At 72.6% G+C, this 26,020-nt stretch carries 25 protein-coding genes and 3 tRNA genes; 21 read left to right on the top strand and 7 right to left on the bottom strand.

Features of this window, described 5'->3' with window-relative positions; all coding sequences use genetic code 11:
- The first annotated feature begins 352 nt into the window (after positions 1 to 352).
- Positions 353 to 613: a hypothetical protein gene (locus tag DS079_RS12950; RefSeq protein ID WP_157998631.1), complete on the top strand. Its 261-nt coding sequence runs from the start codon at positions 353 to 355 to the stop codon at positions 611 to 613.
- An 80-nt stretch (positions 614 to 693) separates the two neighbouring features.
- A complete protein-coding gene (locus DS079_RS12945; RefSeq protein ID WP_126988287.1) occupies positions 694 to 963 on the top strand; it encodes a hypothetical protein in 270 nt (89 codons plus the stop codon).
- 179 nt (positions 964 to 1,142) lie between these two features.
- Here DS079_RS12945 and DS079_RS12940 read toward each other — a convergent pair whose 3' ends face one another.
- Together DS079_RS12940 and DS079_RS12935 are read right to left on the bottom strand one after the other, a co-directional pair.
- Positions 1,143 to 1,964, bottom strand: a complete 822-nt coding sequence (locus DS079_RS12940; protein WP_126988286.1) for an SDR family oxidoreductase — start codon at positions 1,962 to 1,964, stop codon at positions 1,143 to 1,145.
- A gap of 198 nt (positions 1,965 to 2,162) precedes the next feature.
- Entirely contained in the window at positions 2,163 to 2,651 is a 489-nt protein-coding gene (locus DS079_RS12935; protein WP_010549872.1) for a YajQ family cyclic di-GMP-binding protein, read from the bottom strand.
- A gap of 273 nt (positions 2,652 to 2,924) precedes the next feature.
- Here DS079_RS12935 and DS079_RS12930 point away from each other — a divergent pair.
- The 11 genes from DS079_RS12930 (at position 2,925) to DS079_RS12880 (ending at position 10,372) form a co-directional block, all read left to right on the top strand.
- Positions 2,925 to 3,006, top strand: a tRNA-Tyr gene (locus DS079_RS12930).
- 84 nt (positions 3,007 to 3,090) lie between these two features.
- A tRNA-Thr gene (locus DS079_RS12925) sits at positions 3,091 to 3,163 on the top strand.
- A 54-nt stretch (positions 3,164 to 3,217) separates the two neighbouring features.
- A tRNA-Met gene (locus DS079_RS12920) sits at positions 3,218 to 3,294 on the top strand.
- Positions 3,295 to 3,391: 97 nt separating this feature from the next.
- Complete coding sequence (gene rpmG, locus DS079_RS12915) at positions 3,392 to 3,562, top strand: 50S ribosomal protein L33 (RefSeq protein ID WP_029360274.1); 171 nt, start codon at positions 3,392 to 3,394, stop codon at positions 3,560 to 3,562.
- A gap of 169 nt (positions 3,563 to 3,731) precedes the next feature.
- Positions 3,732 to 4,181 (top strand): MaoC family dehydratase, encoded by a 450-nt coding sequence (locus DS079_RS12910; protein ID WP_126988285.1) that lies wholly within the window; start codon positions 3,732 to 3,734, stop codon positions 4,179 to 4,181.
- 84 nt (positions 4,182 to 4,265) lie between these two features.
- Complete coding sequence (locus DS079_RS12905; RefSeq protein ID WP_126988284.1) at positions 4,266 to 4,757, top strand: MaoC/PaaZ C-terminal domain-containing protein; 492 nt, start codon at positions 4,266 to 4,268, stop codon at positions 4,755 to 4,757.
- Positions 4,754 to 5,881 carry a UDP-N-acetylmuramate dehydrogenase gene (locus tag DS079_RS12900; RefSeq protein WP_126988283.1) on the top strand — a complete coding sequence of 376 codons (1,128 nt, stop codon included), beginning with the start codon at positions 4,754 to 4,756 and terminating at the stop codon, positions 5,879 to 5,881. The genes DS079_RS12905 and DS079_RS12900 overlap by 4 nt, the downstream gene beginning before the upstream one ends.
- A 138-nt stretch (positions 5,882 to 6,019) precedes the next feature.
- Positions 6,020 to 7,288, top strand: coding sequence for a serine hydroxymethyltransferase (locus DS079_RS12895; RefSeq protein WP_126988282.1), 1,269 nt, complete (start codon positions 6,020 to 6,022; stop codon positions 7,286 to 7,288).
- Positions 7,289 to 7,460: 172 nt separating this feature from the next.
- The gene (locus tag DS079_RS12890; RefSeq protein WP_126988281.1) at positions 7,461 to 8,354 is read left to right on the top strand and encodes a bifunctional methylenetetrahydrofolate dehydrogenase/methenyltetrahydrofolate cyclohydrolase; all 894 of its coding nucleotides are present in this window, start codon (positions 7,461 to 7,463) and stop codon (positions 8,352 to 8,354) included.
- Between the two features lie 169 nt (positions 8,355 to 8,523).
- Positions 8,524 to 9,345 carry an exodeoxyribonuclease III gene (locus DS079_RS12885; RefSeq protein ID WP_062949927.1) on the top strand — a complete coding sequence of 274 codons (822 nt, stop codon included), beginning with the start codon at positions 8,524 to 8,526 and terminating at the stop codon, positions 9,343 to 9,345.
- A 160-nt stretch (positions 9,346 to 9,505) separates the two neighbouring features.
- Positions 9,506 to 10,372 (top strand): alpha/beta fold hydrolase, encoded by an 867-nt coding sequence (locus DS079_RS12880; RefSeq protein ID WP_126988280.1) that lies wholly within the window; start codon positions 9,506 to 9,508, stop codon positions 10,370 to 10,372.
- Positions 10,373 to 10,441: 69 nt separating this feature from the next.
- On the opposite strand, the gene DS079_RS12875 is transcribed toward DS079_RS12880, so the two are convergent.
- The 4 genes from DS079_RS12875 to sdhC form a co-directional block, all read right to left on the bottom strand.
- Positions 10,442 to 11,203, bottom strand: coding sequence for a succinate dehydrogenase iron-sulfur subunit (locus DS079_RS12875; protein WP_126988279.1), 762 nt, complete (start codon positions 11,201 to 11,203; stop codon positions 10,442 to 10,444).
- Positions 11,203 to 12,978 (bottom strand): succinate dehydrogenase flavoprotein subunit, encoded by a 1,776-nt coding sequence (gene sdhA / locus DS079_RS12870; protein WP_126988278.1) that lies wholly within the window; start codon positions 12,976 to 12,978, stop codon positions 11,203 to 11,205. Before sdhA ends, DS079_RS12875 begins: the two co-directional genes overlap by 1 nt.
- Before the next feature lie 85 nt (positions 12,979 to 13,063).
- Entirely contained in the window at positions 13,064 to 13,519 is a 456-nt protein-coding gene (locus DS079_RS12865; protein WP_010549861.1) for a succinate dehydrogenase hydrophobic membrane anchor subunit, read from the bottom strand.
- 5 nt (positions 13,520 to 13,524) lie between these two features.
- Positions 13,525 to 13,902: a succinate dehydrogenase, cytochrome b556 subunit gene (gene sdhC / locus DS079_RS12860; protein WP_126988277.1), complete on the bottom strand. Its 378-nt coding sequence runs from the start codon at positions 13,900 to 13,902 to the stop codon at positions 13,525 to 13,527.
- A gap of 264 nt (positions 13,903 to 14,166) precedes the next feature.
- Here sdhC and DS079_RS12855 point away from each other — a divergent pair, with 264 nt between their 5' ends.
- The 8 genes from DS079_RS12855 to DS079_RS12820 all read left to right on the top strand — a co-directional run bounded on the left by DS079_RS12855 (position 14,167) and on the right by DS079_RS12820 (position 24,657).
- Positions 14,167 to 15,303, top strand: a complete 1,137-nt coding sequence (locus DS079_RS12855; RefSeq protein WP_126988276.1) for a mannose-1-phosphate guanylyltransferase — start codon at positions 14,167 to 14,169, stop codon at positions 15,301 to 15,303.
- Positions 15,304 to 15,385: 82 nt separating this feature from the next.
- On the top strand, positions 15,386 to 16,627 hold the full coding sequence (locus DS079_RS12850) for a M20 family metallopeptidase (protein ID WP_126988275.1): 1,242 nt from the start codon (positions 15,386 to 15,388) through the stop codon (positions 16,625 to 16,627).
- A 255-nt stretch (positions 16,628 to 16,882) separates the two neighbouring features.
- A complete protein-coding gene (locus DS079_RS12845) occupies positions 16,883 to 17,998 on the top strand; it encodes a BMP family lipoprotein (RefSeq protein WP_126988274.1) in 1,116 nt (371 codons plus the stop codon).
- 103 nt (positions 17,999 to 18,101) lie between these two features.
- Positions 18,102 to 19,673 (top strand): ABC transporter ATP-binding protein, encoded by a 1,572-nt coding sequence (locus DS079_RS12840; protein ID WP_126988273.1) that lies wholly within the window; start codon positions 18,102 to 18,104, stop codon positions 19,671 to 19,673.
- Positions 19,673 to 21,301 carry an ABC transporter permease gene (locus DS079_RS12835; protein WP_126988272.1) on the top strand — a complete coding sequence of 543 codons (1,629 nt, stop codon included), beginning with the start codon at positions 19,673 to 19,675 and terminating at the stop codon, positions 21,299 to 21,301. Before DS079_RS12840 ends, DS079_RS12835 begins: the two co-directional genes overlap by 1 nt.
- Positions 21,298 to 22,635 (top strand): ABC transporter permease, encoded by a 1,338-nt coding sequence (locus DS079_RS12830; protein WP_126988271.1) that lies wholly within the window; start codon positions 21,298 to 21,300, stop codon positions 22,633 to 22,635. Before DS079_RS12835 ends, DS079_RS12830 begins: the two co-directional genes overlap by 4 nt.
- Positions 22,636 to 22,808: 173 nt before the next feature.
- Positions 22,809 to 23,255, top strand: a complete 447-nt coding sequence (locus DS079_RS12825; RefSeq protein WP_126988270.1) for a cytidine deaminase — start codon at positions 22,809 to 22,811, stop codon at positions 23,253 to 23,255.
- Between the two features lie 88 nt (positions 23,256 to 23,343).
- Entirely contained in the window at positions 23,344 to 24,657 is a 1,314-nt protein-coding gene (locus DS079_RS12820) for a thymidine phosphorylase (RefSeq protein ID WP_126988269.1), read from the top strand.
- Positions 24,658 to 24,930: 273 nt separating this feature from the next.
- Here DS079_RS12820 and DS079_RS12815 read toward each other — a convergent pair whose 3' ends face one another.
- Positions 24,931 to 26,007, bottom strand: a complete 1,077-nt coding sequence (locus tag DS079_RS12815) for an NUDIX domain-containing protein (protein WP_126988268.1) — start codon at positions 26,005 to 26,007, stop codon at positions 24,931 to 24,933.
- Positions 26,008 to 26,020: the final 13 nt, after the last annotated feature.

Genomic DNA, 26,020 nt, shown 5'->3' with positions numbered 1-26,020 from the left:
CGGTGTCCAGCGCGTGGGGTCGTGCGGCGACCGCGCCCCGGGCGCCGGTGACGACGGGGTCGACGGGGCCGGCTCCCGGCGTCCCGTACGAGTTGATCCAGCGGCGCAGCAGGGGAGCTGCCGGAGCTGTCCACAGCCCGATCCGACCGCAGTTCGACGCTGACCTGCAAGGATGCGGGTCCGGGCGGATGGGGAGGGGGATGGGGAGTTGTCCCCATCGCCAAGGTGTGGTGGGTGGTTCTAGGGTGGTGTCATCACCTGGGGGACAGGGATCGAGGAAGTGGCCTTGGGGGTCGCGGAGGTCCGGTTCGGTGGGTGGGGATCTGATTCTTTCGACGATGTGGAGGACACCATGAAGAAGGGTATGAACCCTGAGGCTGTGGAGCAGATGGGCACCACGGCGGAGACGTCCGGCGAGGATGTCAACACCATCTACACGACGGTGCAGGGTCGTGTGACGGATTTCGACTGGACCGGTGAGGACCGCGACAAGTACGTGTCGGAGTTCGAGGGGACTCTGGGCGGTCTGGTCCAGGATGTCGTGACGCAGCTGGGCGAGTTCGCTGAGCGTGCGAAGAAGAACGCTCAGCAGCAGCGTGAGGCTTCTTCCTGATCTGCTGGGTTCTCTCGGCTTCTAGGTTTTTCTTTCTTCAGCAGTGATCTGCTCCGGGTTCGGGGCGAAAGGGGTTTGTGATGGCTTTCAAGGGTATGAATCCGGAGGAGGGGCGCGAGGTCGCTCAGGAGGTCCTCAAGGCGGGCGAGCAGGTTGTCGAGAAGGTCGACGAGGTGACGCGTCTGGTGACGTCGGTGGAGTGGGTCGGTCCGGACTACGACGCGTATGTCGAGGCGTGGAACTCGTTCGTGAACGGTCCGGTGAACAGCCTGGTCGAGGCGTTCACGGCCAAGGGTGATGAGCTGACGAACCACGCCGAGGAGCAGGACACCACCTCGAACCAGCAGTGAGCTGAGCGGTTCTTCGTCGCGCAGGCCCCGTCCCCCCGTCGTGGTGGGGGCGGGGCCTTCGTGATGCCCGGGAACGCGCCGATCGGGACCCTGCTCCTCGGTCCTCGGTCCTCGGTGCTCGGTCTCGGTGCGCGGTGTTCGCTGCTCGGCGGTCGCGCCGCCGTCTCCGGGCCTGCGACTCAGGCCGTGACCGCGCCGGCCTCGCGCGCGTCCGCCGCGGCCGCGATGCGACGCAGATCCTCGAGCACCCGGTCCGGCTCGGCGCCGAGCGGCAGCGTGTCCGGGTCGAGGGCTCCGTCCACCTCCCCGGGGACGTCGGCGCGGAGCCCTGCGAAGAGCGAGTCCAGCTGCGACTGCTCCGGGCCGCGCTCGGCGACCACCTCGAGGGTCAGCCCGGTCGCGTCGGCCGTGGTGTGCGCCGCGAGCAGCACCCGGGCGAGCTGCTCGCGGGAGATCGCCCCGTCGGCCGGGGAGCCACCGCGCCGACCATCGCCCTGGCGGGCGACCAGCCGGTGCTCGTCCTGCGCCTCGTAGTCGAACCAGCCCGGGCGCACGATCGTGCACGGCAGACCGCTGACGCGCAGCAGGCGCTCCGCGCGATGCTTCCACGTGGCCAGGCCCGTGACGCGGTCGTGCTGCGAATCGTGCACCGTCACTCCGAGCGTCGACATGAGGGTCACCCGCACCGGGTGCCCGGAGGCGAGGAGGCACTCGACGAGCACGCGGACGATCCCGTAGTCCACGGCCTCCGCCTCGCCCGGCGCGCCGTGCGAGCCGTGGGCGAGGATCACTCCGTCGGCTCCCTCGAGGGCGCGCGCCATGTCCACGGGCATCGTCGCCTCGCCGGCGAGGAGCTCCGTCTCCACGGGGAGCAGCCGGGCGGCCCGCTCCGTGCTGCGCACGAGGGCCCGCGGGTGCAGTCCTGCCTCGACCGCGCACCTCACCACGTGGCGACCGACCCCTCCGGTCGCCCCGATCACCAGGATCGTGCCGCTGGTCATCGCACCCCTTCCCTCGACGGATCCGCGCCGCGCAGCCTCCGCGCGCGGAGATCCGAAGATATCCAGCGCGGTGCGGGGGAGGGAGGAACCGCCAGTGCCTGGACGCGCCGCACCCCCGTCCCGCCGGCGCGGGAGCGGGGGTGCGGCGAGGCCGGGCTCAGCGGCTGTCGGGGAACCGGACGTCAGCGGCAGTCGACGTCAGCGGTAGTTCACGAACTGGAGGGCGACCTCGAGGTCCTTGCCCTTCAGCAGCGCGATCACGGACTGCAGGTCGTCGCGGCTCTTGGAGGAGACGCGCAGCTCGTCGCCCTCGATCCGTGCCTTGATGCTCTTGGGGCCCTCGTCCCGGATGATCTTCGAGATCTTCTTCGCGTCCTCGGTGGAGATGCCCTCCTTGAGCGAGGCCGCCAGGCGCACCTCCTTGCCGGACTGCTTGGGCTCGCCCACGTCGAGGGCCTTGAGCGAGATCCCGCGGCGGATCAGCTTGGACTGCAGCACGTCCAGCACCGCGAGCACGCGCTCCTCGGCGTTGGCGGTCATCACGATCTCGTCGCCGCCGAGGGTGATCGAGGCGCCGGTGTTCCGGAAGTCGTAGCGCTGGCCGACCTCCTTCACGGCCTGGTTCACGGCGTTGTCGACCTCCTGGCGGTCGAGCTTGCTGACGATGTCGAACGATGAATCGGCCATCGGGTCCTCCTCCGGGCGGCCCGCGAGGGCCGCCACCACGTCGAACGGGCGGGTCTGTCCAGTGATCGTCCCATGCCGGGTCCGGGAGCGCTCCCCGGTCTCCGAGGGGCCGCCGCAGAGGGGCTGCGACCAGCGGCGGGACGGCTGTGACGCCTCTCATGCCCCGAGAGCCCCTTCTGGGTTCGCGCCGCGGCCGGGACCCCGCTATGCTGTTTCGAGTCCGCTTCCGGCGGCCGTGGGACGAGAGTCCGGCGGGTGGCGGGAGAGGGTCGCGGCAGATTACCCGAGCGGCCAAAGGGAGCTGACTGTAAATCAGCTGGCATTGCCTACGGGGGTTCGAATCCCTCATCTGCCACGCGGAGGATCCCTGTGATCCGAAGCACGGGGACCGCCCCTCGAATTGCCTCCGGGCAATGAGGCGGGTAAGGTTCACCGGGTTGCCCTGATAGCTCAGTCGGCAGAGCGTCTCCATGGTAAGGAGAAGGTCAAGGGTTCGATTCCCTTTCAGGGCTCTGATGGATGCGGCGGCCCGGTCTCATTCGAGATCGGGCCGTTTCATCGGTCACGCCGGGGTAGCTCAGACGGTTAGAGCGCACGACTCATAATCGTGAGGTCGCGGGTTCGATCCCCGCCCTCGGTACCACACCGGTCCCCACCGGAGTGCAGATTCCACATCCCCCGAGCACGGGGACCCACGAGGCGCACCGCCGGGTGCGTCACCCGGACGAAAGAGGCGAACCGTGGCGAGCAAGAGCTCTGACGTGCGTCCCAAGATCACCATGGCGTGTGTCGACTGCAAGGCGCGCAACTACATCACCAAGAAGAATCGTCGCAACACCCCGGATCGGCTGGAGCTCTCGAAGTTCTGCCCGACCTGCGGCAAGCAGACGGCGCACCGCGAGACCCGCTGAGCGGTCCCGCCGCAGCATCCACGAAGGCCACCCGGCACTGCCGGGTGGCCTTCGTCATGTCCGGCCCCCGTGCCTCGCGCGGGCCGCACCGCGGGGGAGCGGGGGCGGTGAGATGATCGGAGGGACCGCATCCGTCGGCCCCCGCGCCGACCCGACCTCGGGAGACACAGTGACCACCAGCCCCGATCCCGCCTTCGCCGGCCGCACCTACCCGGCGGGCCCCGTGCACACCGTCTCGGCCGCGAAGATCGTCGAGTTCGCCCGAGCCACCGGCGCCCGCTCCCCGCTGCACACCGATCCCGAGGCCGCCCGCGCCGCCGGGCACGCCGACGTCGTGGCGCCGCCCACGTTCCTCGTCTCCCTCGCCCAGGCCACCGAGGCGCAGTACGTCGAGGACCCCGCCGCCGGCATCGACTTCTCCCGCGTGGTCCACGGCGAGGAGTCCTTCACCCTGCACCGTCCCGTCGTCGCCGGCGACCGCCTCGTGCCGACCCTCACCGTCGAGTCGGTCCGCGCCGCCGGAGGGCACGCCATGGTCACCACCCGCGTCGACCTCGCCGACGAGGACGGCGCCGAGGTCGCCGCCGTGCGCAGCATGCTCGTCGTGCGCGGGGACTGAGCCCGCCGCCTCGCCCCGCGGCGCCCCGGCGCCGTCTCCCTCGCCCCTCGCGGCCCCGCCGCAGATGCCACACCAGGAGCACCGATGACCACCAGCCCCACCCCCGACGCCCGCCCGCTCGACCTCGCCGCCCTGTCCGTCGGCGACGAGCTCTCCCGCACCGTCCACACCCTCGACCGCGACGCGCTGGTCCGCTACGCCGGTGCCTCCGGCGACTTCAACCCGATCCACTACAACGACGCCGTCGCCGAGCAGGCCGGGCTGCCCGGCGTCATCGCCCACGGCATGCTCACCATGGGCACGGCCATCACCGGCCTGCTCGAGGCCGTCGGCGACCCGACCCTGCTCACCGCCTACTCCACCCGCTTCACCGGCATGGTGCCCGTGCCCGCCACCGGCGAGGTCGCGCTCGAGGTCGTCGCGACAGTCGGTGCGATCGACGAGTCCGCGGGCACCGCACGCGTCGACCTCGCCGCCGTCGTCGACGGGGAGAAGGTGCTGGGGCGGGCCCGCGCGACCCTCGCGCTGCCGCGCCGCACGCAGGACGCCGAGGCCGACGCGGCAGGAGCGGCATGAGGCTCGCCGACCTGACCACCCTCCGCATCGGCGGGGAGATCCGGAACCTCGTCGAGGCCCGCACGGCCGACGAGGTGATCGCCGCGGTCTCCGCCGCGGACGAGGCGGGGGAGCCGCTGCTCGTCCTCGGCGGCGGCTCGAACCTCGTCGCCTCCGACGAGCCCTTCGAGGGCACCGTCGTGCTGCTCCGCGACCCCGAGGATCCGCCGCTGCTGGACGCGACCTGCGAGGTCGGCGCCTCCGGCGAGCCCGACGGGATCCCCGTGGACCCGGCCGAGCTCACCCCGCTGGATCCCACCTGCGGCGGGGCGATCGTCGAGTACTTCGCGGGCGTGAACTGGGACCGGGCCGTGCGCTACGCGATCGCCCGCGAGATGGTCGGCATCGAGGCGCTCTCCGGCATCCCCGGCACCGTCGGCGCGACCCCGATCCAGAACGTCGGCGCCTACGGCCAGGAGGTCGCCTCGACGATCTCCCGCGTGCGCACCTGGGACCGCGAGAAGGGAGCGGTGCGCACCTTCTTCGCCGTCGACTGCGGCTTCGCCTATCGCGACAGCGTCTTCAAGCGCACCCGGTACAGCGGACCCGTCCCGTCGGCGACCGGCCGCTACGTGGTGCTGTCGGTGACCTTCCAGCACACCATCGGCTCTCTCTCCGCCCCGATCCGCTACGCCCAGCTCGCCGCGGAGCTCGGCGTCGAGGTGGGGGACCGGGTGCCGATGAGCCAGGTGCGCGAGGCGGTGCTGCGCGTGCGCGGCAGCAAGGGCATGGTCCTGGACGCCGCCGATCACGACACCTGGAGCGCCGGCTCCTTCTTCACCAACCCGATCCTCCCCGTCGAGGACGCCGCGGCTCTGCCCGAGCAGGCGCCGCGCTACGACGCGGGCGAGGGCAGGGTCAAGACCAGCGCCGCCTGGCTCATCAGCCACTCCGGGATCGAGCGCGGCCATGCGGTGGGGGAGCGGGCCTCGGTCTCCACCAAGCACTCCCTCGCGCTGACCAACCGCGGCGGCGCCTCCAGCGAGGACCTCGTCGCCCTCGCCCACGACGTCCAGTCGCGGGTCGAGGAGCGCTACGGGATCCACCTGGAGCCCGAGCCGGTGCGCCTCGGCCTCGACCTCTGAGCTGGGGGAGGACGGCTCGGCGTCCGTCCCGCTCGGGACGGGCGCCGATCCCTGGATGCGGGCGTCCCCGCCGCAGCTCCCGGCCTAGGATGGCGTGACGGCTGCTCGCCGCCCCCTCACACCGCCACAGGAGGCCACGTGAACGTCCTCGACAAGTCTGTCGCCGACATCGATCCCGAGATCGCCCAGGTGCTCGACCGCGAGCTGGCCCGACAGCAGGGCACGCTCGAGATGATCGCCTCGGAGAACTTCGTCCCCCGCTCGGTCCTGCAGGTGCAGGGCTCGGTCCTGACCAACAAGTACGCCGAGGGCTACCCCGGCAAGCGCTACTACGGAGGCTGCGAGGAGGTCGACGTCGCGGAGCAGATCGCGATCGACCGCGCGAAGGCCCTGTTCGGCGCCGAGCACGCGAACGTCCAGCCGCACTCGGGCGCGACCGCGAACGCCGCGGTGATGCACGCCCTCGCCCGCCCGGGCGACAAGCTCATGGGCCTCTCCCTCGCCCACGGCGGCCACCTCACCCACGGCATGAAGATCAACTTCTCCGGCCGTCTCTACGACATCGTCGCGTACGAGACCGAGCCGGGCACGGGCCTGATCGACATGGACAAGGTGCGCGAGCTCGCGATCGCCGAGCAGCCCAAGGTCATCGTCGCCGGCTGGTCCGCCTACACCCGCCAGCTCGACTTCCCCCGCTTCCGCGAGATCGCCGACGAGGTCGGCGCCGCGCTGTGGGTCGACATGGCGCACTTCGCGGGTCTGGTCGCCGCGGGGCTGCACCCCAGCCCGGTCCCCTACGCGGACGTCGTCTCCACCACCATCCACAAGACCATCGGCGGCCCCCGCTCCGGCATGATCCTGTGCAAGGAGAAGTGGGCGAAGAAGATCGACTCGGCCGTGTTCCCCGGCCAGCAGGGCGGCCCGCTCATGCACGTCGTCGCCGCGAAGGCCGTGGCACTGAAGATCGCCGCCTCGGAGGACTTCAAGGACCGCCAGGCCCGCACCCTCGAGGGCGCGCAGATCCTCGCCGACCGCCTCCAGCGGGAGGACGCCAAGGCGGCAGGCGTCAAGGTCATCTCCGGCGGCACCGACGTGCACCTGGTGCTCGTGGACCTCGTCGACTCCGAGCTGGACGGCCAGCAGGCGGAGGACCGCCTGCACGAGGCCGGCATCACCGTGAACCGCAACGCGGTCCCCAACGACCCGCGCCCGCCGCGGGTCACCTCGGGCCTGCGCATCGGCACCCCGGCGCTCGCCACCCGCGGCTTCGGCGCGGCGGAGTTCACCGAGGTCGCCGACGTGATCGCGCTGGCGCTCACCGGCGGGGCCGACGTCGAGTCCCTCAGGGCCCGCACCGCGAAGCTCGCCGAGTCCAAGCCGCTCTACCCCGAGCTGCAGCAGTACTGATCCCCGCGGGCGGGGTCCGGAGGCCGCGGTGTCCGGACCCCGCCCGTCCCGCATCGGCCCGCCGGCGCCCGGGGCGGGACCGCGCTCGACCGGGGCACCGGTCCCTCGGCCGGACCTCCCGGGCCCACCCCGCCGACCACCTCACCGAGACCCCTCATCGAAGGAGAGCGTCATGACCGCCCAGATCCTCGACGGCAAGGCCACCGCGAAGGCGATCAAGCAGGAGCTCGCCGAGCGCGTCACCCGCCTGGTCGACGCCGGTCGCCCTCGTCCCGGGCTCGCGACCGTGCTGGTCGGCGACGACCCGGGCAGCGCCGCCTATGTGCGCGGCAAGCACCGCGACAGCGAGCAGATCGGCCTGAACTCGATCCAGAAGCACCTCCCGGCCGACGCCACCCAGGAGGAGGTCGAGGCGGTCGTCGACGAGCTCAACGCCGACCCCGCCTGCACCGGCTACATCGTCCAGCTGCCGCTGCCGAAGCACATCGACACCGATGCGATCCTCGAGCGGATCGACCCCGCCAAGGACGCCGACGGCCTCCACCCCACGAACCTCGGCCGCCTGGTCCTGAACGCCTACTCGCCGATCCATACCCCGCTGCCCTGCACGCCCCGGGCCGTGATCGAGCTGCTCATGCGGCACGACCTCGACCTCAAGGGCAAGGACGTGGTCGTGATCGGCCGCGGCGTCACTGTCGGCCGCTCGATCGGCGCGCTGATGACCCGCCGCGCCATCAACGCGACCGTCACCCTCACCCACACCGGCACGACGGACCTCCCCGCGCACCTCCGCCGCGCCGACGTGATCGTCGCCGCCGCGGGCGTCGCCCACCTGGTCCGGCCCGAGGACGTCAAGCCCGGCGCGATCGTGCTCGACGTCGGCGTCTCCCGCCAGGAGGACGCCGAGGGCGGGAAGGCGAAGCTCGTGGGCGACGTGGACCCGGCCGTCGCCGAGGTCGCCTCGTGGATCAGCCCCAACCCCGGCGGCGTCGGCCCCATGACCCGCGCGCTGCTGGTCAACAACGTCGTCGAGGCGGCCGAGCACGCCGCCGGCATCGAGGCCTGAGACCTCGGAGTCCTGACACCCCGGCGGGGCGGGCAGAGCCGCCCGCCCCGCCGTCCGCGCTCGTCGGCCGTGCGCGCGCCGCGCCGTGCGAGGCGCCCCTCCGCGGGAGGCCGCGACCGTCGGCGTCCCCGCGTCGCGGTCGTCCGGCCCCGCTGACATACTGATGGGCATGACTTTCACCCTCGCCACCGTCAACGTCAACGGCCTGCGGGCCGCGGCCCGCAAGGGCATGGCCGACTGGCTCGCGACCACCGCGGCCGACGTCATCACCCTGCAGGAGGTGCGGGCGCCGGAGGAGCTGCTCGCCGACCTGGTGGGGGAGGACTGGACCATCGTCGGCGAGGCCTCCGAGCTGAAGGGCCGCAACGGCGTCGCGATCGCCGCCCGCACCTCGCTGGAGAGCATCGACCTCGAGGGCGTCCGCCGCGGCCTGCCGGGCCTGACCGAGCCCACCCACACCGGCCGCTGGCTCGAGGCCGACCTCGAGGACCCGCTCGGCGACGACACCGGCCTCACCGTCATCTCCTGCTACATGCACTCCGGCAACACCGAGAAGCCGCAGACCATGATCGACAAGTACGCCTTCCTCGACGTGGCGATGGAGCGCCTGGACGCGCTGCGCGCCGACGGCCGTCACGTGGTCCTCACCGGCGACCTCAACATCGCCCACGCCAACAACGACATCAAGAACTGGAAGGGCAACCTGAAGTCAGCCGGCTTCCTGCCCGAGGAGCGCGCCTATCTCGACCGCCTGCTGGTCGAGGGCGACTGGGTGGACGTCCAGCGCCGTCTCGCCGGCGACGTGCCCGGCCCCTACACCTGGTGGTCCCAGCGCGGCAAGGCCTTCGACAACGACTCCGGCTGGCGCATCGACTACCAGCTGACCACCCCGGCGCTCGGCGAGAAGGCGACCGCCGCGCAGGTCGATCGCGCCCCCAGCTACGACACCCGCTGGTCCGACCACGCACCGCTGGTGGTCACCTACTCCTGAGCCGGCACGGGTGCCGTCGGCGCGGCCTCCCCCGGCCGACGGCGCCCGGGCCGCCCGGCGTTCGAGACCGTGCGCAGGTGCGGGCGGCACCGCTGACCGCGGACCGACTCCGTCGTCGAGCGCCCTTCACCACGTCCGGGCACGGTCCTACGCTGTGCCCATGGAGACCCGCACCCTGTCCCTGCCCGACGCCGAGATCGTCCACGACGTGCACGGCCCACTGCCCCCGGCCGACGGCAGGGAGGTGCTGCTGGTCATCGGCCAGCCCATGACCGCCGACGGCTTCTCCGACCTGATCGCCGAGCTCCCGGACCGCACCGTCGTCGCGTACGACCCGCGCGGACTCGGCCGGAGCACCCGCAGCGACGGCAGCGCCCTGAACGACCCGTCCCTGCAGGCGGAGGACCTCCACGTCCTGATCACCGATCTCGGCGCGCCGGTGCAGATGTTCGCCAGCAGCGGCGGCGCCGTCGCCGCGCTCGCCCTGCTCGCGGCGCATCCCGAGGACGTCAGCCGGGTCGTCGCCCATGAGCCGCCCGTCATGGGCGTGCTGCCCGACGCGGAGCTCGCCGAGCGCGCGAACGACGCCGTCGGCCGCGCCTATCAGGAGCGCGGCTGGGGCGCGGGGCTCGCCGCCTTCCTCGCCATGAGCATGTGGCAGGGCGAGTTCACCGAGGAGTTCCTCGCCCGGGCCCTGCCCGATCCCGCCCAGTTCGGCCTGCCCGACCAGGACGACGGCACGCGGGAGGACCCGCTGCTGTCCGGGACGAGCGCGCCCGTGACCTCCTACCAGCCGGACCTCGAGGCGCTGCGCTCCGTGGGGGACCGTCTGGTCCTCGCCGTGGGGGAGCAGACGGGGGAGGCGATCACCGCCCGCACCACGCGCGCCCTCGCCGAGGCGCTCGGCACCGAGCCGCTCGTCTTCCCGGGCGACCACGGCGGCTTCGCCGTCGGCGACCCGTCCCATCCGGGCGACCCCGCCGCCTTCGCGACACGCCTGCGCGAGGTCCTCGCCGCCCGCGGCTGACCGGGCCGAAGACGATAGGGGCTCCTCCGCCGCGGCGGAGGAGCCCCTATCGTCGTGCTGAGCGCGGGATCAGACGCGGCCGCGGATCACGGCCTGCTTCACCTCGGCGATCGCCTTGGTCACCTGGATGCCGCGCGGGCACGCCTCGGTGCAGTTGAAGGTGGTGCGGCAGCGCCACACGCCCTCCTTGGAGTTCAGGATCTCCAGACGCTGCTCGCCCGCGTCGTCGCGCGAGTCGAAGATGAAGCGGTGCGCGTTCACGATCGCGGCCGGGCCGAAGTACTGCCCGTCGGTCCAGAACACGGGGCAGGACGAGGTGCACGCGGCGCAGAGGATGCACTTGGTGGTGTCGTCGAAGCGCTCGCGCTGCTCCGCGGACTGCAGCCGCTCGCGGCTGGGCTCCTGACCGCCCGCGACCAGGAACGGCATGACCTCCTTGTAGGAGTCGAAGAACGGCTCCATGTCCACGATGAGGTCCTTCTCCACCGGCAGGCCCTTGATCGGCTCGACCGTGATGGGCTTCGAGATGTCGAGGTCCTTGAGCAGGGTCTTGCAGGCCAGACGGTTGCGGCCGTTGATCCGCATCGCGTCCGAGCCGCAGATGCCGTGGGCGCAGGAGCGGCGGAAGGTCAGCGAGCCGTCCACGTGCCACTTGATCTCGTGCAGGGCGTCGAGCACACGGTCGGTGCCGTGCATCGTGACGGTGAAGTCCTCCCAGTGGACGCCCTTGTCGTCCTCCGGGATGAAGCGTGCGATGCGCAGCGTCACCTCGAACGAGGGGACCGCACCGGCATCGGACTCGGCCTGGGGCTTCTCGGCGACGGCAGTCATCAGAACGTGCGCTCCTTCGGCTCGTAGCGGGTGATCACGACGGGCTTGGTGCCCAGACGGATCGAGGTGCCCTCGACGCCCTCCTCACCCGGCAGGGTGCGGTAGGCCATGGTGTGCTCGAGGTAGTTGACGTCGTCGCGCTTCTCGAAGTCCTCGCGGAAGTGGCCGCCGCGGGACTCCTTGCGGTTCAGCGCGCCGAGCGCCACGATCTCGGCCAGGTCGAGCAGGAAGCCGAGCTCCACGGCCTCCATCAGGTCCAGGTTGTAGCGGCGGCCCTTGTCCTGGATCGCGACCGTCTCGTAGCGCTTCTTGAGGTCCTTGATGCCGGCCAGCGCCGTGCGGCAGGTCTCCTCGGTGCGGAACACCTGGACGTTGGCGTCCATGAGCTCCTGCAGATCGGTGCGGATGTTCGCGATGCGGTCCTCGGTCGCGGGCCGGTCGCGCAGGCGCTCGAGCAGCTCGATAGTGGGGGTCTCCACTCCCTCGGGCAGCTCAGGCAGGTCGACCTCCGCGGCGTGCTCCGCGGCGGCGATGCCGGCGCGGCGCCCGAAGACGTTGATGTCCAGCAGCGAGTTGGTGCCCAGACGGTTGCCGCCGTGCACGGACACGCACGCGGTCTCGCCGGCCGCGTACAGGCCGGGGATCACGTCGGTCGCGTTGGCGAGGACCTCGCCGCGGATGTTCGTGGGGATGCCGCCCATGCCGTAGTGCGCGGTCGGGAAGACCGGCACCGGCTCGGTGTACGGCTCCACGCCCAGGTAGGTGCGCGCGAACTCGGTGATGTCCGGGAGCTTCGCGTCGATGTGCGCGGGCTCGAGGTGGGTGAGGTCGAGGTAGACGTAGTCCTTGTTCGGGCCGGCGCCGCGGCCCTCCCGCACCTCGTTGGCCATCGCACGGGCGACCACGTCACGAGGGGCGAGGTCCTTCAGCGTCGGGGCGTAGCGCTCCATGAAGCGCTCCATGTCGCTGTTGCGCAGGATGCCGCCCTCGCCGCGCGCCGCCTCCGACAGCAGGATGCCGAGGCCCGCCAGGCCCGTCGGATGGAACTGGAAGAACTCCATGTCCTCCAGCGGGATGCCGCGGCGGAACGCCATCGCGGGGCCGTCGCCGGTGAGGGTGTGGGCGTTCGAGGTGGTCTTGAAGATCTTGCCGAAGCCGCCGGAGGCGAACACGACCGACTTCGCGCGGAAGACGTGGATCTCGCCGGTGGCCAGCTCGTAGGTGACCACGCCGGAGGCGCGCACGCCGCCGTCCTCGCGGGGATCGCCGGTCATCAGCACGTCGAGCACGTAGTACTCGTTGAAGAACTCCACCTGCTGCTTCACGCAGTTCTGGTAGAGGGTCTGGAGGATCATGTGGCCGGTGCGGTCCGCGGCGTAGCAGGCGCGGCGCACGGGCGCCTCGCCGTGCTCACGGGTGTGCCCGCCGAAGCGGCGCTGGTCGATGCGCCCCTCCGGGGTGCGGTTGAAGGGCAGGCCCATCTTCTCCAGGTCGAGCACCGCGTCGATGGCCTCCTTGGCCATGACCTCGGCGGCGTCCTGGTCCACCAGGTAGTCGCCGCCCTTGACGGTGTCGTAGGTGTGCCACTCCCAGTTGTCCTCCTCGACGTTGGCGAGGGCCGCGCACATGCCGCCCTGCGCCGCGCCGGTGTGGGAGCGCGTGGGATAGAGCTTGGTGACGACTGCGGTGCGGGCGCGCTTGGAGGACTCCAGCGCCGCGCGCATCCCGGCGCCGCCGGCGCCGACGATCACCACGTCGTAGTTATGGGTCTGCATGTCGGGTGACTGCTCCGTTCCGGGAAGACCGTGAAGTGCGTGAGGAAGGGGAGGGGCGGCCGGGGCTCCGGCCGCCCCGGGGGCGTCAGCCCTCGCAGAAGGAGGGCAGCAGGCTCGGCTCGGCGCCGACGGGGCAGGGATCGAAGGTGAAGATCACCAGGGTGCCCAGCACGATCGTGACGACGACCGCGAAGTACAGCAGGGCCTTCAGGACCATGCGGGTGCGGTCGCCGCGGGCGTAGTCGTTGATGATCGTGCGCACGCCGTTGCCGCCGTGGATGAGGCCCAGCCACAGCATCAGCAGGTCCCAGACCTGCCAGAAGGGAGAGGACCACTTGCCGCCGACGAAGGCGAAGTCGATGCCCTTGACGCCGTCGCCGAGCCACAGGTTCACGAAGAGGTGGCCGAAGACGAGGATGACCAGCAGCGCGCCGGAGCCGCGCATGAACATCCACGAGAGCATCTCGGCGTTCAGGCCGCGCTGCCCGGTGCGGCGGTAGCGGGTGGAGGGATCCGGGATCGAGGTGGTGGAGGTCGACATGGGGATCACGCTCCGAACATGTTCATGAGGTGGCGGGGGAGGAAGCCGGCCATCAGGACGGCCCACACGATCACGACGCCCCAGAAGAGCTTGCGCTGGTGCACGGTCCCCTTGGACCAGAAGTCCACGAGGATGATGCGCAGGCCGTTGAGCGCGTGGAAGAGCACGGCGCCGACCAGGCCGACCTCGCCGAGGCCGAAGACGACGGTCTTGTAGTGGCCGATGACCTCGTTGTACGCCTCGGGCGAGACGCGCACGAGCGCGGTGTCCAGGACGTGCACGAGCAGGAACAGGAAGATCGCCATTCCTGAGATGCGGTGGGCGACCCAGGACCACATGCCCTCGCGTCCGCGATAGAGCGTCCCGGATTGGGCGGAAGCCACGGAGTTCCTCCAGAAGCGTCGGTATGTCGCCGGGAGCTCGACGGTGCTCCGCGGCGCGCGGCGCGGGACCCCGGGGACCGAGGCCCCCGCGGCCGTTGCAGCGCTCGGCGCCCTCGGGCGGCCGTTTCGCGACACGGCGACATCATCATCGCCCCCGACAGGGGCAGGTTCAGCGTAGCACCAGGCAGGAGGCGGGCGGGCCCGCCCCGGCCGCGTCGGCGGACGGTACCCAGGGGCCCGTAGAAGGCTGGATACGCTGGCTTCATGCCTGAAGCCCCCTTCGTCCCCGTGGTGCCCGCCGGAGGCTCCGGCACCAGACTGTGGCCGCTCTCACGTCGCGCCCGACCCAAGTTCCTGCTGGACCTCACCGGGCAGGGCCGCTCCCTGCTCCAGCTCACCCTCGACCGCCTCGCGCCCCTCGCGGACCGGCCCCCGATCGTCGTCACGGGCCGCGCCCACGTCGCAGCGGTGCGCGAGCAGCTCGACGAGGACGTGCGCGTCCTCGCGGAGCCCTCGGCCCGCAACTCCATGCCCGCGATCGCGCTCGCGGCCGCGCACGTGGAGCGCGAGTCGCCGGACGCCGTGATCGGCTCCTTCGCCGCCGACCACCTCATCGAGGAAGAGGCCGCCTTCGCCCGCGCCGTCACCGCCGCCCGGGACGCCGCCGAGCTCGGCCTCCTCGTCACCGTCGGCATCGCCCCCGCCTCGCCGTCGACCGGCTTCGGCTACATCGAGTCCGCGGGCGACGGGGGAGCCGACCCCGCGCTCTCCGCACGCCTGCGCGCCGTCGGTGCCGAGCCCGTCGTGCGCTTCGTCGAGAAGCCCGACCGCGAGCGGGCCGAGGCCTTCGTCGACGCGGGCCTGCGCTGGAACGCCGGCATGTTCGTGGTGCGCGCCTCGGTGCTGCTCGACGAGCTCGCCGTCCAGATCCCCGCCCTCGCCGCCGGGGCGCGCGAGATCGCGGCCGCGCACGGCGGCGCCGAGGAGCAGGAGGTGCTCGAGCGCGTCTGGCCCACGATGACCGCGATCGCGATCGACCACGCCCTCGCAGAGCCGCTCGCCGCGCAGGGGAGGGTCGCGGTGGTCCCGGCGGAGTTCGACTGGGACGACGTCGGCGACTTCGCGGCGCTCGCCCGCCAGTTCCGCGAGCGCGAGGGCGCGGCGCGCCGCGGCGAGGACGGCACCGAGGTCCATGTGGTGGGAAGCGCGAGCGTCGATGCGCTCTCCTCCCGGGCCACGGTGTACGGTTCCACGGATCGCCACATCGCCCTGGTCGGGCTCGAGGGCGTCAGCATCGTCGACACCGAGGACGTGCTGCTGGTGCTCGCCGACGAGAAGGTGCAGGCCCTCCAGCAGCTCGTCGGCCGGCTCGACGAGCAGGGGCTGGGCCGGCTGCGCTGACCCGCACCGCCGGAGCCGCATCGCCGCAGGAGGCGAACGGCGGCCAGGGCGGTCGATGACAGGACAGGACAGGAGCGGACGCGTGGAGCAGTCGCAGCAGACGCTGGTCGGGACCTCGCAGCAGCGGGCGATGCTCGGACCGGAGGGGCTGATCGCCCGCACCGTCGCCGAGCGCGGCGACGCCCTGCGCGAGGTGCGCCGCCACCTCCACCGCCACCCCGAGCTCTCCCACCAGGAGCACGCCACCACCGACTTCATCGCCGAGCAGCTCACCGCCCTCGGGCTCGCGCCGAAGCGCATGGCCGCCACCGGCCTGATCTGCGACATCCCCGGCGCAGACCCGTCGCTGGAGCTGATGGGGCTGCGGGCGGACATGGACGCGCTCGGCATCCCCGAGCTCAGCACCGTCCCCTACCGCTCCGTCGTCGAGGGCGTCTCCCACGCCTGCGGCCACGACGTGCACATGAGCGCCGTGCTCGGCGCGGCGACCGCGCTGGTGCGGGTGGCCGAGGCCGGCGCGCTGCGCCGCGGCGTGCGCCTGGTGTTCCAGCCCGCCGAGGAGATGCACCCCTGCGGCGCGCTCGAGCTGATCGGGCAGGACGTCCTGGACGGCGTCGACTCGATCCTCGCCCTGCACTGCGACCCCGGCGTCGACGTCGGCCACGTGGGCCTGAAGTCCGGTCCGATCACCTCGGCCACCGATCCGGTGCGGATCCAGGTGCGCGGCGCGGGCGGCCACACCTCCCGCCCCCATCTCACCCAGGACCTCGTCTACGCGCTCGGCTCGATCGCGACGCAGCTGCCGGCCGCGCTGACCCGGCGCATGGACCCGCGCTCCGGCGTGAACCTCACCTGGGGCTCGATCCACGCCGGCTCCGCCTTCAACGCGATCCCCAGCGCCGGCACCCTCGAGGGCACCCTGCGCTGCCTGGACCACGAGGCCTGGGACCGGGCCGAGCAGCTGCTCGAGGAGGTCCTGGCCGATCTCGTGCGCCCCTGGGGAGTCGAGGCGCGGGTCACCCACGACCGCGGGGTGCCGCCGGTCTCCAACAGCCCCGCGAGCGTCGAGGTGCTCGCCGCCGCGGTGCGCAGGGTGCTCGGGCGGGAGAACCTCGACCCCACCGCGCAGTCCCTCGGCGGCGAGGACTTCGCCTGGTACCTCGAGAAGGTGCCCGGGGCGCTCGCCCGCCTCGGCACCCGCACCCCCGGCGGGCGCACCTACGACCTCCACATGGGCGACCTCATGATCGACGAGCGCGCGATCGGCATCGGGGCGAGCGTGCTCGCCGCCGCCTGCGTGCAGCGGGACCTGCAGGCCGTCTGAGCCCGTCGGCCGGCAGGGCCGCTCCGAGCCCGTCGGGCTGGCCGCCTGCGGGGCGACGGCGCCCCGCCCGCCTCCGCGTGGACGTTCACCCGCGCGACACCTCCGCGTCGATTTCATAACGGTTCGCGGGCGGAGGCTCACGTCGTGCTCACGATGCGTCGCGCGGGGCTATCGTCCAATCGCACTGCGACAGCGACGTCGCCCGGACCCTCGGGGCGCTCCCGGCCCCTCGCACTCCCACCGGAGGAACCATCCATGAAGAGCATCACGCGTGCCCTCGCCCTCGCCGGCGCCGGGGCTCTCACCCTCGCCGCCTGCGGCAGCGCCCCGGAGGAGACGGCCGGCGGCGACAGCGACGCCGGCGGCGGCGCCGCGAGCGACTACAAGGCCTGCATGGTCTCCGACGCGGGCGGCTGGGACGACAAGTCCTTCAACGAGTCCAGCTACAACGGTCTGCTCAACGCCGAGAAGAACCTCGGCGTCCAGAAGCAGACCGCCGAGTCGACCACCGTCTCGGACTTCGAGCCCAACATCAACAACATGGTCACCGAGGGCTGCGACCTGATCATCACGGTCGGCTACCTGCTCGCCCCCGCGACCGGCAAGGCCGCTCAGGCCAACCCCGACACGGACTTCGCGATCGTCGACTCGACCGCGCAGGACGCCGATGGGAACCCGATCGAGCTCGAGAACGTCAAGCCCCTCGAGTTCGACACCGCCCAGGCCGCCTTCCTCGCCGGCTACCTCGCCGCAGGCACGACCGAGACCGGCAAGGTCGCCACCTACGGCGGGGTCAACATCCCCACCGTCACCATCTTCATGGACGGCTTCGTGGACGGCGTCGCCCACTACAACGAGACCCACGGCACCGAGGTCGAGGCCCTCGGCTGGAACAAGGAGAGCCAGGAGGGCTCCTTCACGGGCGACTTCGAGGACCAGACCAAGGGCAAGGCCGTCTCCGACGAGTTCTACAGCGCGGGCGCCGACATCGTCATGCCGGTCGCCGGCCCCGTGGGCGCCGGCACCCTCGCCTCCGCCAAGGAGGGCGAGGACCGCAAGGTGATCTGGGTCGACGCCGACGGCTACGAGACCAACGCCTCCGACCCCGAGGCGCAGGCCACGATCCTCACCTCCGTCATGAAGGAGATGACCACCGGCGTCGAGGACGTGATCGGCGGCGCCGCGGAGGGCGAGTACGACGCGACCCCGTACGTCGGCACCCTCGAGAACGGCGGCGTCGGGCTGGCGCCCTTCCACGACTTCGAGGACGAGGTCCCCGCCGAGCTGAGCGGCGAGATCGAGACCCTCACGCAGGAGATCATCGACGGCACGGTCGTCGTCGAGTCCGAGGCCTCGCCCGCGGGCGCCTGAGCCCCGTCATGAGCGCGATCCCCGCCCCGAGGGCGGGGACCGCGTCCCATGTCCCACACTGCACGGCCGAGCAGCTCGGCCGGCACCGACGGAAGCGAGTGCTGTGAAGCTCGAACTGCGCGGCATCACGAAGACCTTCGGGACCTTCGTGGCCAACGACGCGATCGACCTGGTCGTCGAGCCGGGGGAGATCCACTCCCTGCTGGGGGAGAACGGCGCGGGCAAGTCCACCCTGATGAACGTGCTGTACGGGCTGTACCGCCCTGACGGCGGCCAGATCCTCCTGGATGATCGCCCCGTCAGCTTCTCCGACCCGGGCGACGCGATGGCGGCCGGCATCGGCATGGTCCACCAGCACTTCATGCTCGTGCCCGTCTTCACGGTCGCCGAGAACATGGTGCTGGGCAACGAGCCCACCCGCGGCGGTCTCCTGGACCTCGCCGCCGCCCGCAAGCTGGTGTGCGAGATCTCCGCACGCTTCGGCTTCGACCTCGACCCCGATGCGCTCGTCGAGGACCTCCCCGTCGGCGCCCAGCAGCGCGTCGAGATCATCAAGGCCCTCAGCCGTCGCGCCGAGGTGCTGGTGCTGGACGAGCCCACCGCCGTGCTCACCCCGTACGAGACCGACGAGCTGATGGCGATCATGCGCCAGCTGCGTGACGAGGGGACCTCGATCGTCTTCATCACCCACAAGCTCCGCGAGGTCAAGGCCGTCTCCGACCGGATCACCGTGATCCGCCGCGGCAAGGTGGTCGGCGAGGCCGACCCCTCGGCCGACCAGGCCGAGCTCGCCTCCCTGATGGTCGGCCGCCAGGTCTCCCTCGCCCAGGAGAAGGCGCCCGCCGCACCCGGCGAGATCGCGCTCGAGGTCGAGGACCTCCGCGTCACCGACGAGGCCGGCACCCGCACCCTCGACGGTGTCTCCTTCGAGGTGCGCCACGGGGAGGTGCTCGGCATCGCCGGGGTCCAGGGCAACGGCCAGACCGAGCTCACCGAGGCGCTGCTGGGCCTGCAGGACAGCGTCGCCGGCTCCGCTCGCCTCGAGGGGAGGCAGCTGGTGGGCCGCTCCACCAAGCAGATCCTCGACGCGGGCGTCGGCTTCGTCCCCGAGGACCGCACCCACGACGCGCTGGTCGCGGACTTCTCCGTCGCCGAGAACCTCGTGCTGGACCAGCACGACCGCGCCCCCTTCGGCACGGCGGTGTCGATGTCGCTGAAGGCCATCGCCGAGAACGCGAACAAGCTGATCCCGGAGTTCGACATCCGCACCGGATCGGCGGCATCGGCCGCGTCCACGCTGTCCGGCGGCAACCAGCAGAAGATCGTCATGGCCCGCGCGCTGAACCGCGAGCTGGCGCTCCTGATCGCCTCCCAGCCCACCCGCGGCGTGGACGTCGGCTCGATCGAGTTCCTCCACCGCCGCATCCTCGACGAGCGCGACAAGGGCACCCCCGTCGTGATCGTCTCGACCGAGCTCGACGAGGTCACCCAGCTCGCCGACCGCATCGCCGTGATGTACCGCGGTCGCATCCTCGGCATCGTCCCCGGCGACGAGGACCGCGACGTGCTGGGCCTGATGATGGCGGGCTACACCGCCGATGCCGCCCGCGAGGCCGTGGCCGCCGGCGCCCGCACCACCGACAGCCAGCTCGCCGACGAAGGAGACATCGCGTGATGAGCACCCTCTCCGAGACCGGCGCCGCCGGCTCCGCGCCCGGCGTCGGCGCGGGCGCCGCCGACGCCCCGCCCCCGCCCGAGGAGCGCGCCGAGACGGCGCTGGCCCGCACCCTCCAGTCGATCGCGCGCAGCGACCTGCTGGTGGTCGTGATGAGCTTCGTGTTCGCCTTCCTCATCGGCTCGGTGCTGATCGTCATCGCCGACGAGGAGGTCCGCACCACCCTCGGCTACTTCTTCGCCCGCCCCTCCGACGCGCTCACCGCGATCTGGCAGTCCGTCACCCACGCCTACGGCGCGATGTTCCGCGGCGCGGTCTTCGACGGGCCGGGCTTCTCCCGCGTCGCGGAGGACGTGCGCGAGGCCGGCGGCTCCGGCACCTACGTGCTCTTCCCCGCGCTCGCCGCCGGGCTGCGCCCCCTGACCGAGACCCTCACTGTCGCGACCCCGCTGATCATCGCCGCGGCCGGCATGGCCGTGAGCTTCCGGGCGGGCCTGTTCAACATCGGCGGCACCGGCCAGCTGATCGTCGGCGCGATGGCCGCGGGCTACGTCGGCTTCGCGTTCCAGCTCCCCGTCGTGCTGCACCTGCTGGTCGCGCTGCTCGCGGGCGTGCTCGCCGGCGGCGTGTGGGGCGGGATCGCCGGCTTCCTCAAGGCCCGCTTCGGCGCCAACGAGGTCATCAGCACGATCATGCTGAACTGGATCGCGACCTACCTGCTGTTCTTCGCGCTGAAGACCACCGCGTTCACCGGCGCGAACCAGTCCCAGCCCACCTCCCCGTCGGTGGGGGAGAACGCGACCCTGCCGCTGCTGCTCGGCGGCGGGTTCCGCCTCCACGCCGGCCTCTTCCTCGCCGCGGGCGCCGCCGTGCTGCTGTGGTGGCTGATGAGCCGCTCCACCCTCGGCTTCCACTTCCGGGCCGTCGGCTCGAACCCGCGCGCCGCCCGCGTCGCCGGCATCTCTCCGGCCCGCACCGCCTTCCTGGTCCTCGCCGTCGCGGGCGCCCTGGTGGGCCTCGCCGGGGCCGTGCACGTGCTGGGCACCGAGCGCCGCCTCACCGAGGGCGTCGCCGGCAACATCGGCTTCGACGCGATCACGGTCGCGCTGCTGGGCCGCTCCGGCCCCGTGGGCATCGTGCTGGCCGGCCTGCTCTTCGCGGCCCTGTCCACGGGCGGGCGCTTCATGGAGACCAACCAGGGCGTGCCGCTGGACCTCGTGCAGGTCATCCAGGTGCTCGTGGTGCTCTTCATCGCCGCGCCGCCGCTGGTGCGCACCCTGATCGGCCTGCGCCGCATCGACCACCCCGGCGCCGGGGCGCGCCGCGCTCGCCGCACCCGCGCCGTCGAGGTCCCCGCGACGGTCGGCGCCGCCGCCGGTGCCTCGACGGCCGCCGGCACCGCGGGCACGACGGCCGACGGGCCCGCCGCGGGCGGGTCCGACGGCAGCTCCTCCGGCGGCGCCCACCGCGCCGACGTGCCCGTCGACGGGGGAGCGCCGCCCGGCGACGCGCCGCCGACCGGCGCCTCCGGGACCGGCACGCACGCCCGACAGGATCCGTCCGACGGGACCGCCCCCGCGTCCGAGCGCGGCGAGGACACCACCGATGCGCAGGAGGACCACCGATGAGCACCGCCCCCGTGGTCGTCGCCGACGACTCCGTCGTCGAGAAGCGCCTGGACGACTCCCGTCCCGCCGGCTGGTGGCACCTGCCCGCCACCGCCACCGTGCTCGGTCTGATCGCGCTGGTGTTCTTCGGGCTGCGCGGCCTGCCCGGCGCCGAGTCGGTGTTCGCGCTCGCCCGAGAGACCGACCTGAACCCCCTCGGCCTCGTCCCCGAGCGCGTCACCCTGCCCTCGCAGGGCGGGGCGATCGCCCTGTCTGTCCTCGCGCTCGCCGCGTCGGCCGGGCTCTGGGTCCTCCAGGCGCGCAAGGCCCGCCCCTCCCGCGGCGTGCGTATCGCGCTGATCGCCGTGTTCGCCGTCGCCTGGGTCCTCGCGTTCATGACCTGGGTGATCTCCCAGCGCTCCCTCGACGTGACCACGCTGCTGCAGGGCACGATCGTGCTGGCCGTGCCGCTCGCCTTCGGGGCGCTGTCCGGAGTGCTCTCCGAGCGCGCGGGCGTCATCAACATCGCGATCGAGGGGCAGCTGCTGTTCGGCGCCTTCGGCGCGACGCTGGTGGGCTCCCTCACCGGGAACGTGTGGCTGGGGCTGCTCGCCGCCCCGCTGGTCGCCCTGATCATGGGTGCGCTGCTGGCGCTCTTCGCGGTCGGCTACCAGGTCCAGCAGATCATCGTCGGCGTCGTCCTGAACGTCCTCGCCATCGGCGTGACCTCGTTCTTCTTCGGCACCGTGATGCGGGACAACCCCGGGCTGTTCAACGCGCCGCTGCGCCTGCCCACCCTGCGGATCCCGGTCCTGGCCGACCTCCCCGTGATCGGGAGGGTCCTGTTCGAGCAGAACATCCTCGTCTACCTCATGTGGATCATCGTCGCGGGACTGACCGTCGCGCTCTTCCGCACCCGCTGGGGGCTGCGCGTGCGCGCCGTCGGCGAGCACCCCAAGGCCGCGGACACCGTCGGCATCGCCGTGAACCTCACCCGCTGGAAGAACGTGCTGCTCGGCGCCGCCGTGGCGGGCCTGGGCGGTGCGACCCTCACCATCGGCACCGGCGTCGCCTTCGGCGAGGAGATGAGCGCGGGCAAGGGCTACATCGCGCTGGCCGCGATGATCCTGGGCCGCTACCACCCCGTCGGCGCGCTGCTGGCGGCGCTGACCTTCGCCTTCGCGGACTCGCTCCAGCTGCGCCTGGGCACCATGTCCGCCGCCGAGGGCGGGGTCTCCATCCCCGGCGACTTCCTGCTCATGCTCCCGTACGTGGTCGCGCTGTTCGCGGTCGCGGGCGTGGTGGGCAGGGTGCGGGTCCCCGCTGCGAACGGGCAGCCCTACGTCAAGCAGTGACCTCCCGCCGCCCCGCCGGGCGGCACCGCGCCGCCGCGTCCCGTCGTCCTCGGGGCGCGGCGTCGCGCATCACGTCCCGTCGTCCCGGGGCGCGGCGCCGCATGTCGCGCTCCGCCCTCCCGGGACGGCGCGTTCCTCCCCTCCCGAGCCCCCGCAGTGAGAGCATCGAGCACATGACCGCGAACGACCCCGCGCCCCCGGCGCCGACCGCACCTGCCGAGTTCGAGACCCTCCTGGCCGAGGCCCGTGCGATCGCCGAGCGCGCCTACACCCCGTACTCCCGCTTCCGGGTGGGCGCCGCCGCGCTCGCCGAGGACGGTCGCCTGCTGCACGGCTGCAACGTGGAGAACGCCGGCTACGGCGTGACGCTGTGCGCCGAGTGCGGGCTGATCAGCGACCTCATCGCCGGCGGGGGCGGGAAGCTGCACCGCTTCGTGTGCGTCGGCGGCGACGAGTCCCTCGCCCGCGACGAGCGCGCGGTGGTCATGCCCTGCGGGCGCTGCCGCCAGCTGCTGTCCGAGCACGCCGGCGCCGACCTCGTGATCCTCACCCCCGAGGGGCCGCGCGCGATGGCCGAGGTGCTGCCGCAGGCCTTCGGCCCCTCCGACCTCGCCCTCTGACCTCGCCCTCCGAACCCGGCCGCGCCGATCCCGGCCGCTCGCCCCGCTCGCTGATCCCTGCCGCCCTCCACCACCCCAGGAGCACGCCATGACCGACCAGACCTCCCGCCCCGCCGTCGAGCCCTTCGACGCCGTCGACGTCATCCGCACCAAGCGCGACCGGCAGCGGCTCAGCCCCGAGCAGATCGACTGGGTCATCGACGCGTACACCCGCGGCGTCGTCGCCGAGGAGCAGATGGCCGCCCTCGCCATGGCCGTGTTCCTCAACGGCATGGGGCGCGAGGAGATCGCCCGCTGGACCGCCGCCATGATCGCCAGCGGCGAGCGGATGGACTTCTCCTCCCTCGACAAGGCCACCACCGACAAGCACTCCACCGGCGGCGTCGGCGACAAGATCACCCTGCCGCTCGCCCCTCTGGTCGCCTCCTTCGGGGTCGCCGTGCCGCAGCTGTCCGGGCGCGGGCTCGGCCACACCGGCGGCACCCTCGACAAGCTCGAGGCGATCCCCGGCTGGCGCGCCTCGCTCAGCAACGACGAGATGATGCGCCAGCTCGCGGACGTCGGCGCCGTGATCTGCGCGGCCGGCTCCGGCCTCGCCCCGGCGGACAAGAAGCTCTACGCCCTGCGCGACATCACCTCCACCGTCGAGGCGATCCCGCTGATCGCCTCCTCGATCATGTCCAAGAAGATCGCCGAGGGCACCGCCGCGCTCACCCTGGACGTGAAGACCGGCGCCGGCGCCTTCATGAAGGAGGAGGCCGATGCCCGCGAGCTCGCCCGCACCATGGTCGACCTCGGCACCGATGCGGGGGTGCGCACCGTCGCCCTGCTCACCGACATGTCCGCGCCGCTGGGCCGCACCGCCGGCAACGGCCTCGAGGTGCGCGAGTCGCTCGAGGTGCTCGCCGGCGGTGGACCGGCCGACGTGGTCGAGCTGACCGTCGCGCTGGCCCGTGAGATGCTCGAGGCCGCCGGGGTGCGCGATGCCGACGTCGACGCCGCGCTGACGGACGGCCGCGCCATGGACACCTGGCGCGCGATGATCACGGCCCAGGGCGGCGACGCGGACGCGCCGCTGCCGGTCGCGGCGCACGTCGAGGAGCTGCGCGCCGCGGAGGACGGCGTGGTCACGGGCCTGGACGCGATGGGCGTGGGCGTGGCGGCCTGGCGCCTGGGCGCGGGCCGATCCCGCCCGGGCGAGGCGGTGCAGGCCGCCGCCGGCGTCGAGATCGAGAAGCACCTGGGCGAGGAGGTCCGGGCCGGGGACGTGCTCGCCCGCCTCCACACCGACACCCCGGAGCGGATGGGCCGCGCCCTCGAGTCGCTCGAGGGCTCCTGGACCCTCGCCGCGCCCGGCACCGAGGTCCCCGAGCACCGGATCGTGCTGGACCGGATCGCCTGACCCGGTCCCGGGCTGGGTGGGCGCGGGCTCGGTCCGTGCGGACGCTCGGCCCTGCTGCAGGTCCGTCGGCCCGACCGGGCTGTTGCGCTCTGCGCGCCCTGGTCCGGTCGCTGTGCGCGACACGCCGTGGAGCGTGCGTCGAGAGCACCGCAATCCGGCAGGAACCCATGGAATCAGTGATCTCGGCGCCCCGCGGGGCGTGTCGCGTGCGTGCTGTGCCGTGACGTGGGAGCGGAGGGTGGGACGCGGGGGCGGCCTGCGAGCCCGGGGAGCTCAGGATCGAGCGGCGCCGGCCTGCAGCGCCGGGAGGATGTGCTCGGTCATGAGCGGGGCGAGCCGCACGCCCGCCGGGGTCCCGGACAGCGGGAACCAGCGGTGGTCGGCGAGCTCGGCCCGCACCTCGAGCGGCTCCGGGAGGGACTGCCGGCAGACGAAGACAGTCGAGCGCACGCGCGTGCTCGGCTCGTTGGCGGCGACGGCCTCGAAGTCGCCGAGCGGGGAGAGACCTGCCGGATCGAGCCGCACGCCGAGCTCCTCCTCCACCTCGCGCACCGCCGCCTCGAGCGCCGACTCGCCCGGCTCGAGCTTGCCGCCCACCTGCATGTAGGAGCCGGTGCCGCGCTTGCGCACCGCGAGCAGCTCGGCCCCGTCCTCGCCCTCGCGCAGGAAGGCGACCGCGGTGATCTCGAGGACCGTCCCGGCGCCGTCCGCGGCCGGTCGGTGGCGCCGCTCGGCCGCGGCGAGGGCGGTGAGGCGTCGCAGCAGGCGCGTGCCCTCGCGGAGGCCCACCGGGCGCATCCCCGCCGCCTTCCAGCGCTCGAGGTCCCCGCGCTGGTCACGGGCCAGCCCCCAGCCCCGCCGCAGCAGCGTCAGCGGCGGCTTGCGGCCCTCGCGCAGGTCCCGGGCCAGTCGCAGCGCGAACACCACCGGGGTGGGGCGCTGCAGCACGATCGCGTCGGCCAGCAGCCCCAGCTCCCGCAGCGGCGCGATGAGCTGCGCGGCGAAGATCCCCTCGGCGATCAGCAGCTCGGCGTCCTCGGCGCGCAGCGTCGCGGTGCCGGTGCGGCGGGAGAGCGGGATCGAGTAGACGGGCACCTCGGCGACCCCGTCATGGGCGAGGGCGACGAGCGCCTCGAGTGCGGCCCCCGCGTTCCAGGAGGCCGGATCGTCCCAGTCCACGATCCCGAAGCGGTGGGGGAGGGAGGGATCGTCGTGGTCGCGGTAGAACTCGTCCAGCGGCACCGTGGGCAGGCCCGCGCGGTGCGACATCACGCCCTTGCCGCTCCCCGAGGGGCCGGCGACGATGACGATGCGGCGCGGGGGACGGGGAAGCGCGGAAGGGCCGGTCATGGAGGACGATTCT

The sequence above is a fragment of the Brachybacterium paraconglomeratum genome (genome assembly GCF_003994255.1).
GTDB classification, from domain to species: domain Bacteria; phylum Actinomycetota; class Actinomycetes; order Actinomycetales; family Dermabacteraceae; genus Brachybacterium; species Brachybacterium conglomeratum.
The sequence above is the reverse complement of the archived record's forward strand: the minus strand, read 5'-3'. Positions and strand labels throughout refer to the sequence as shown.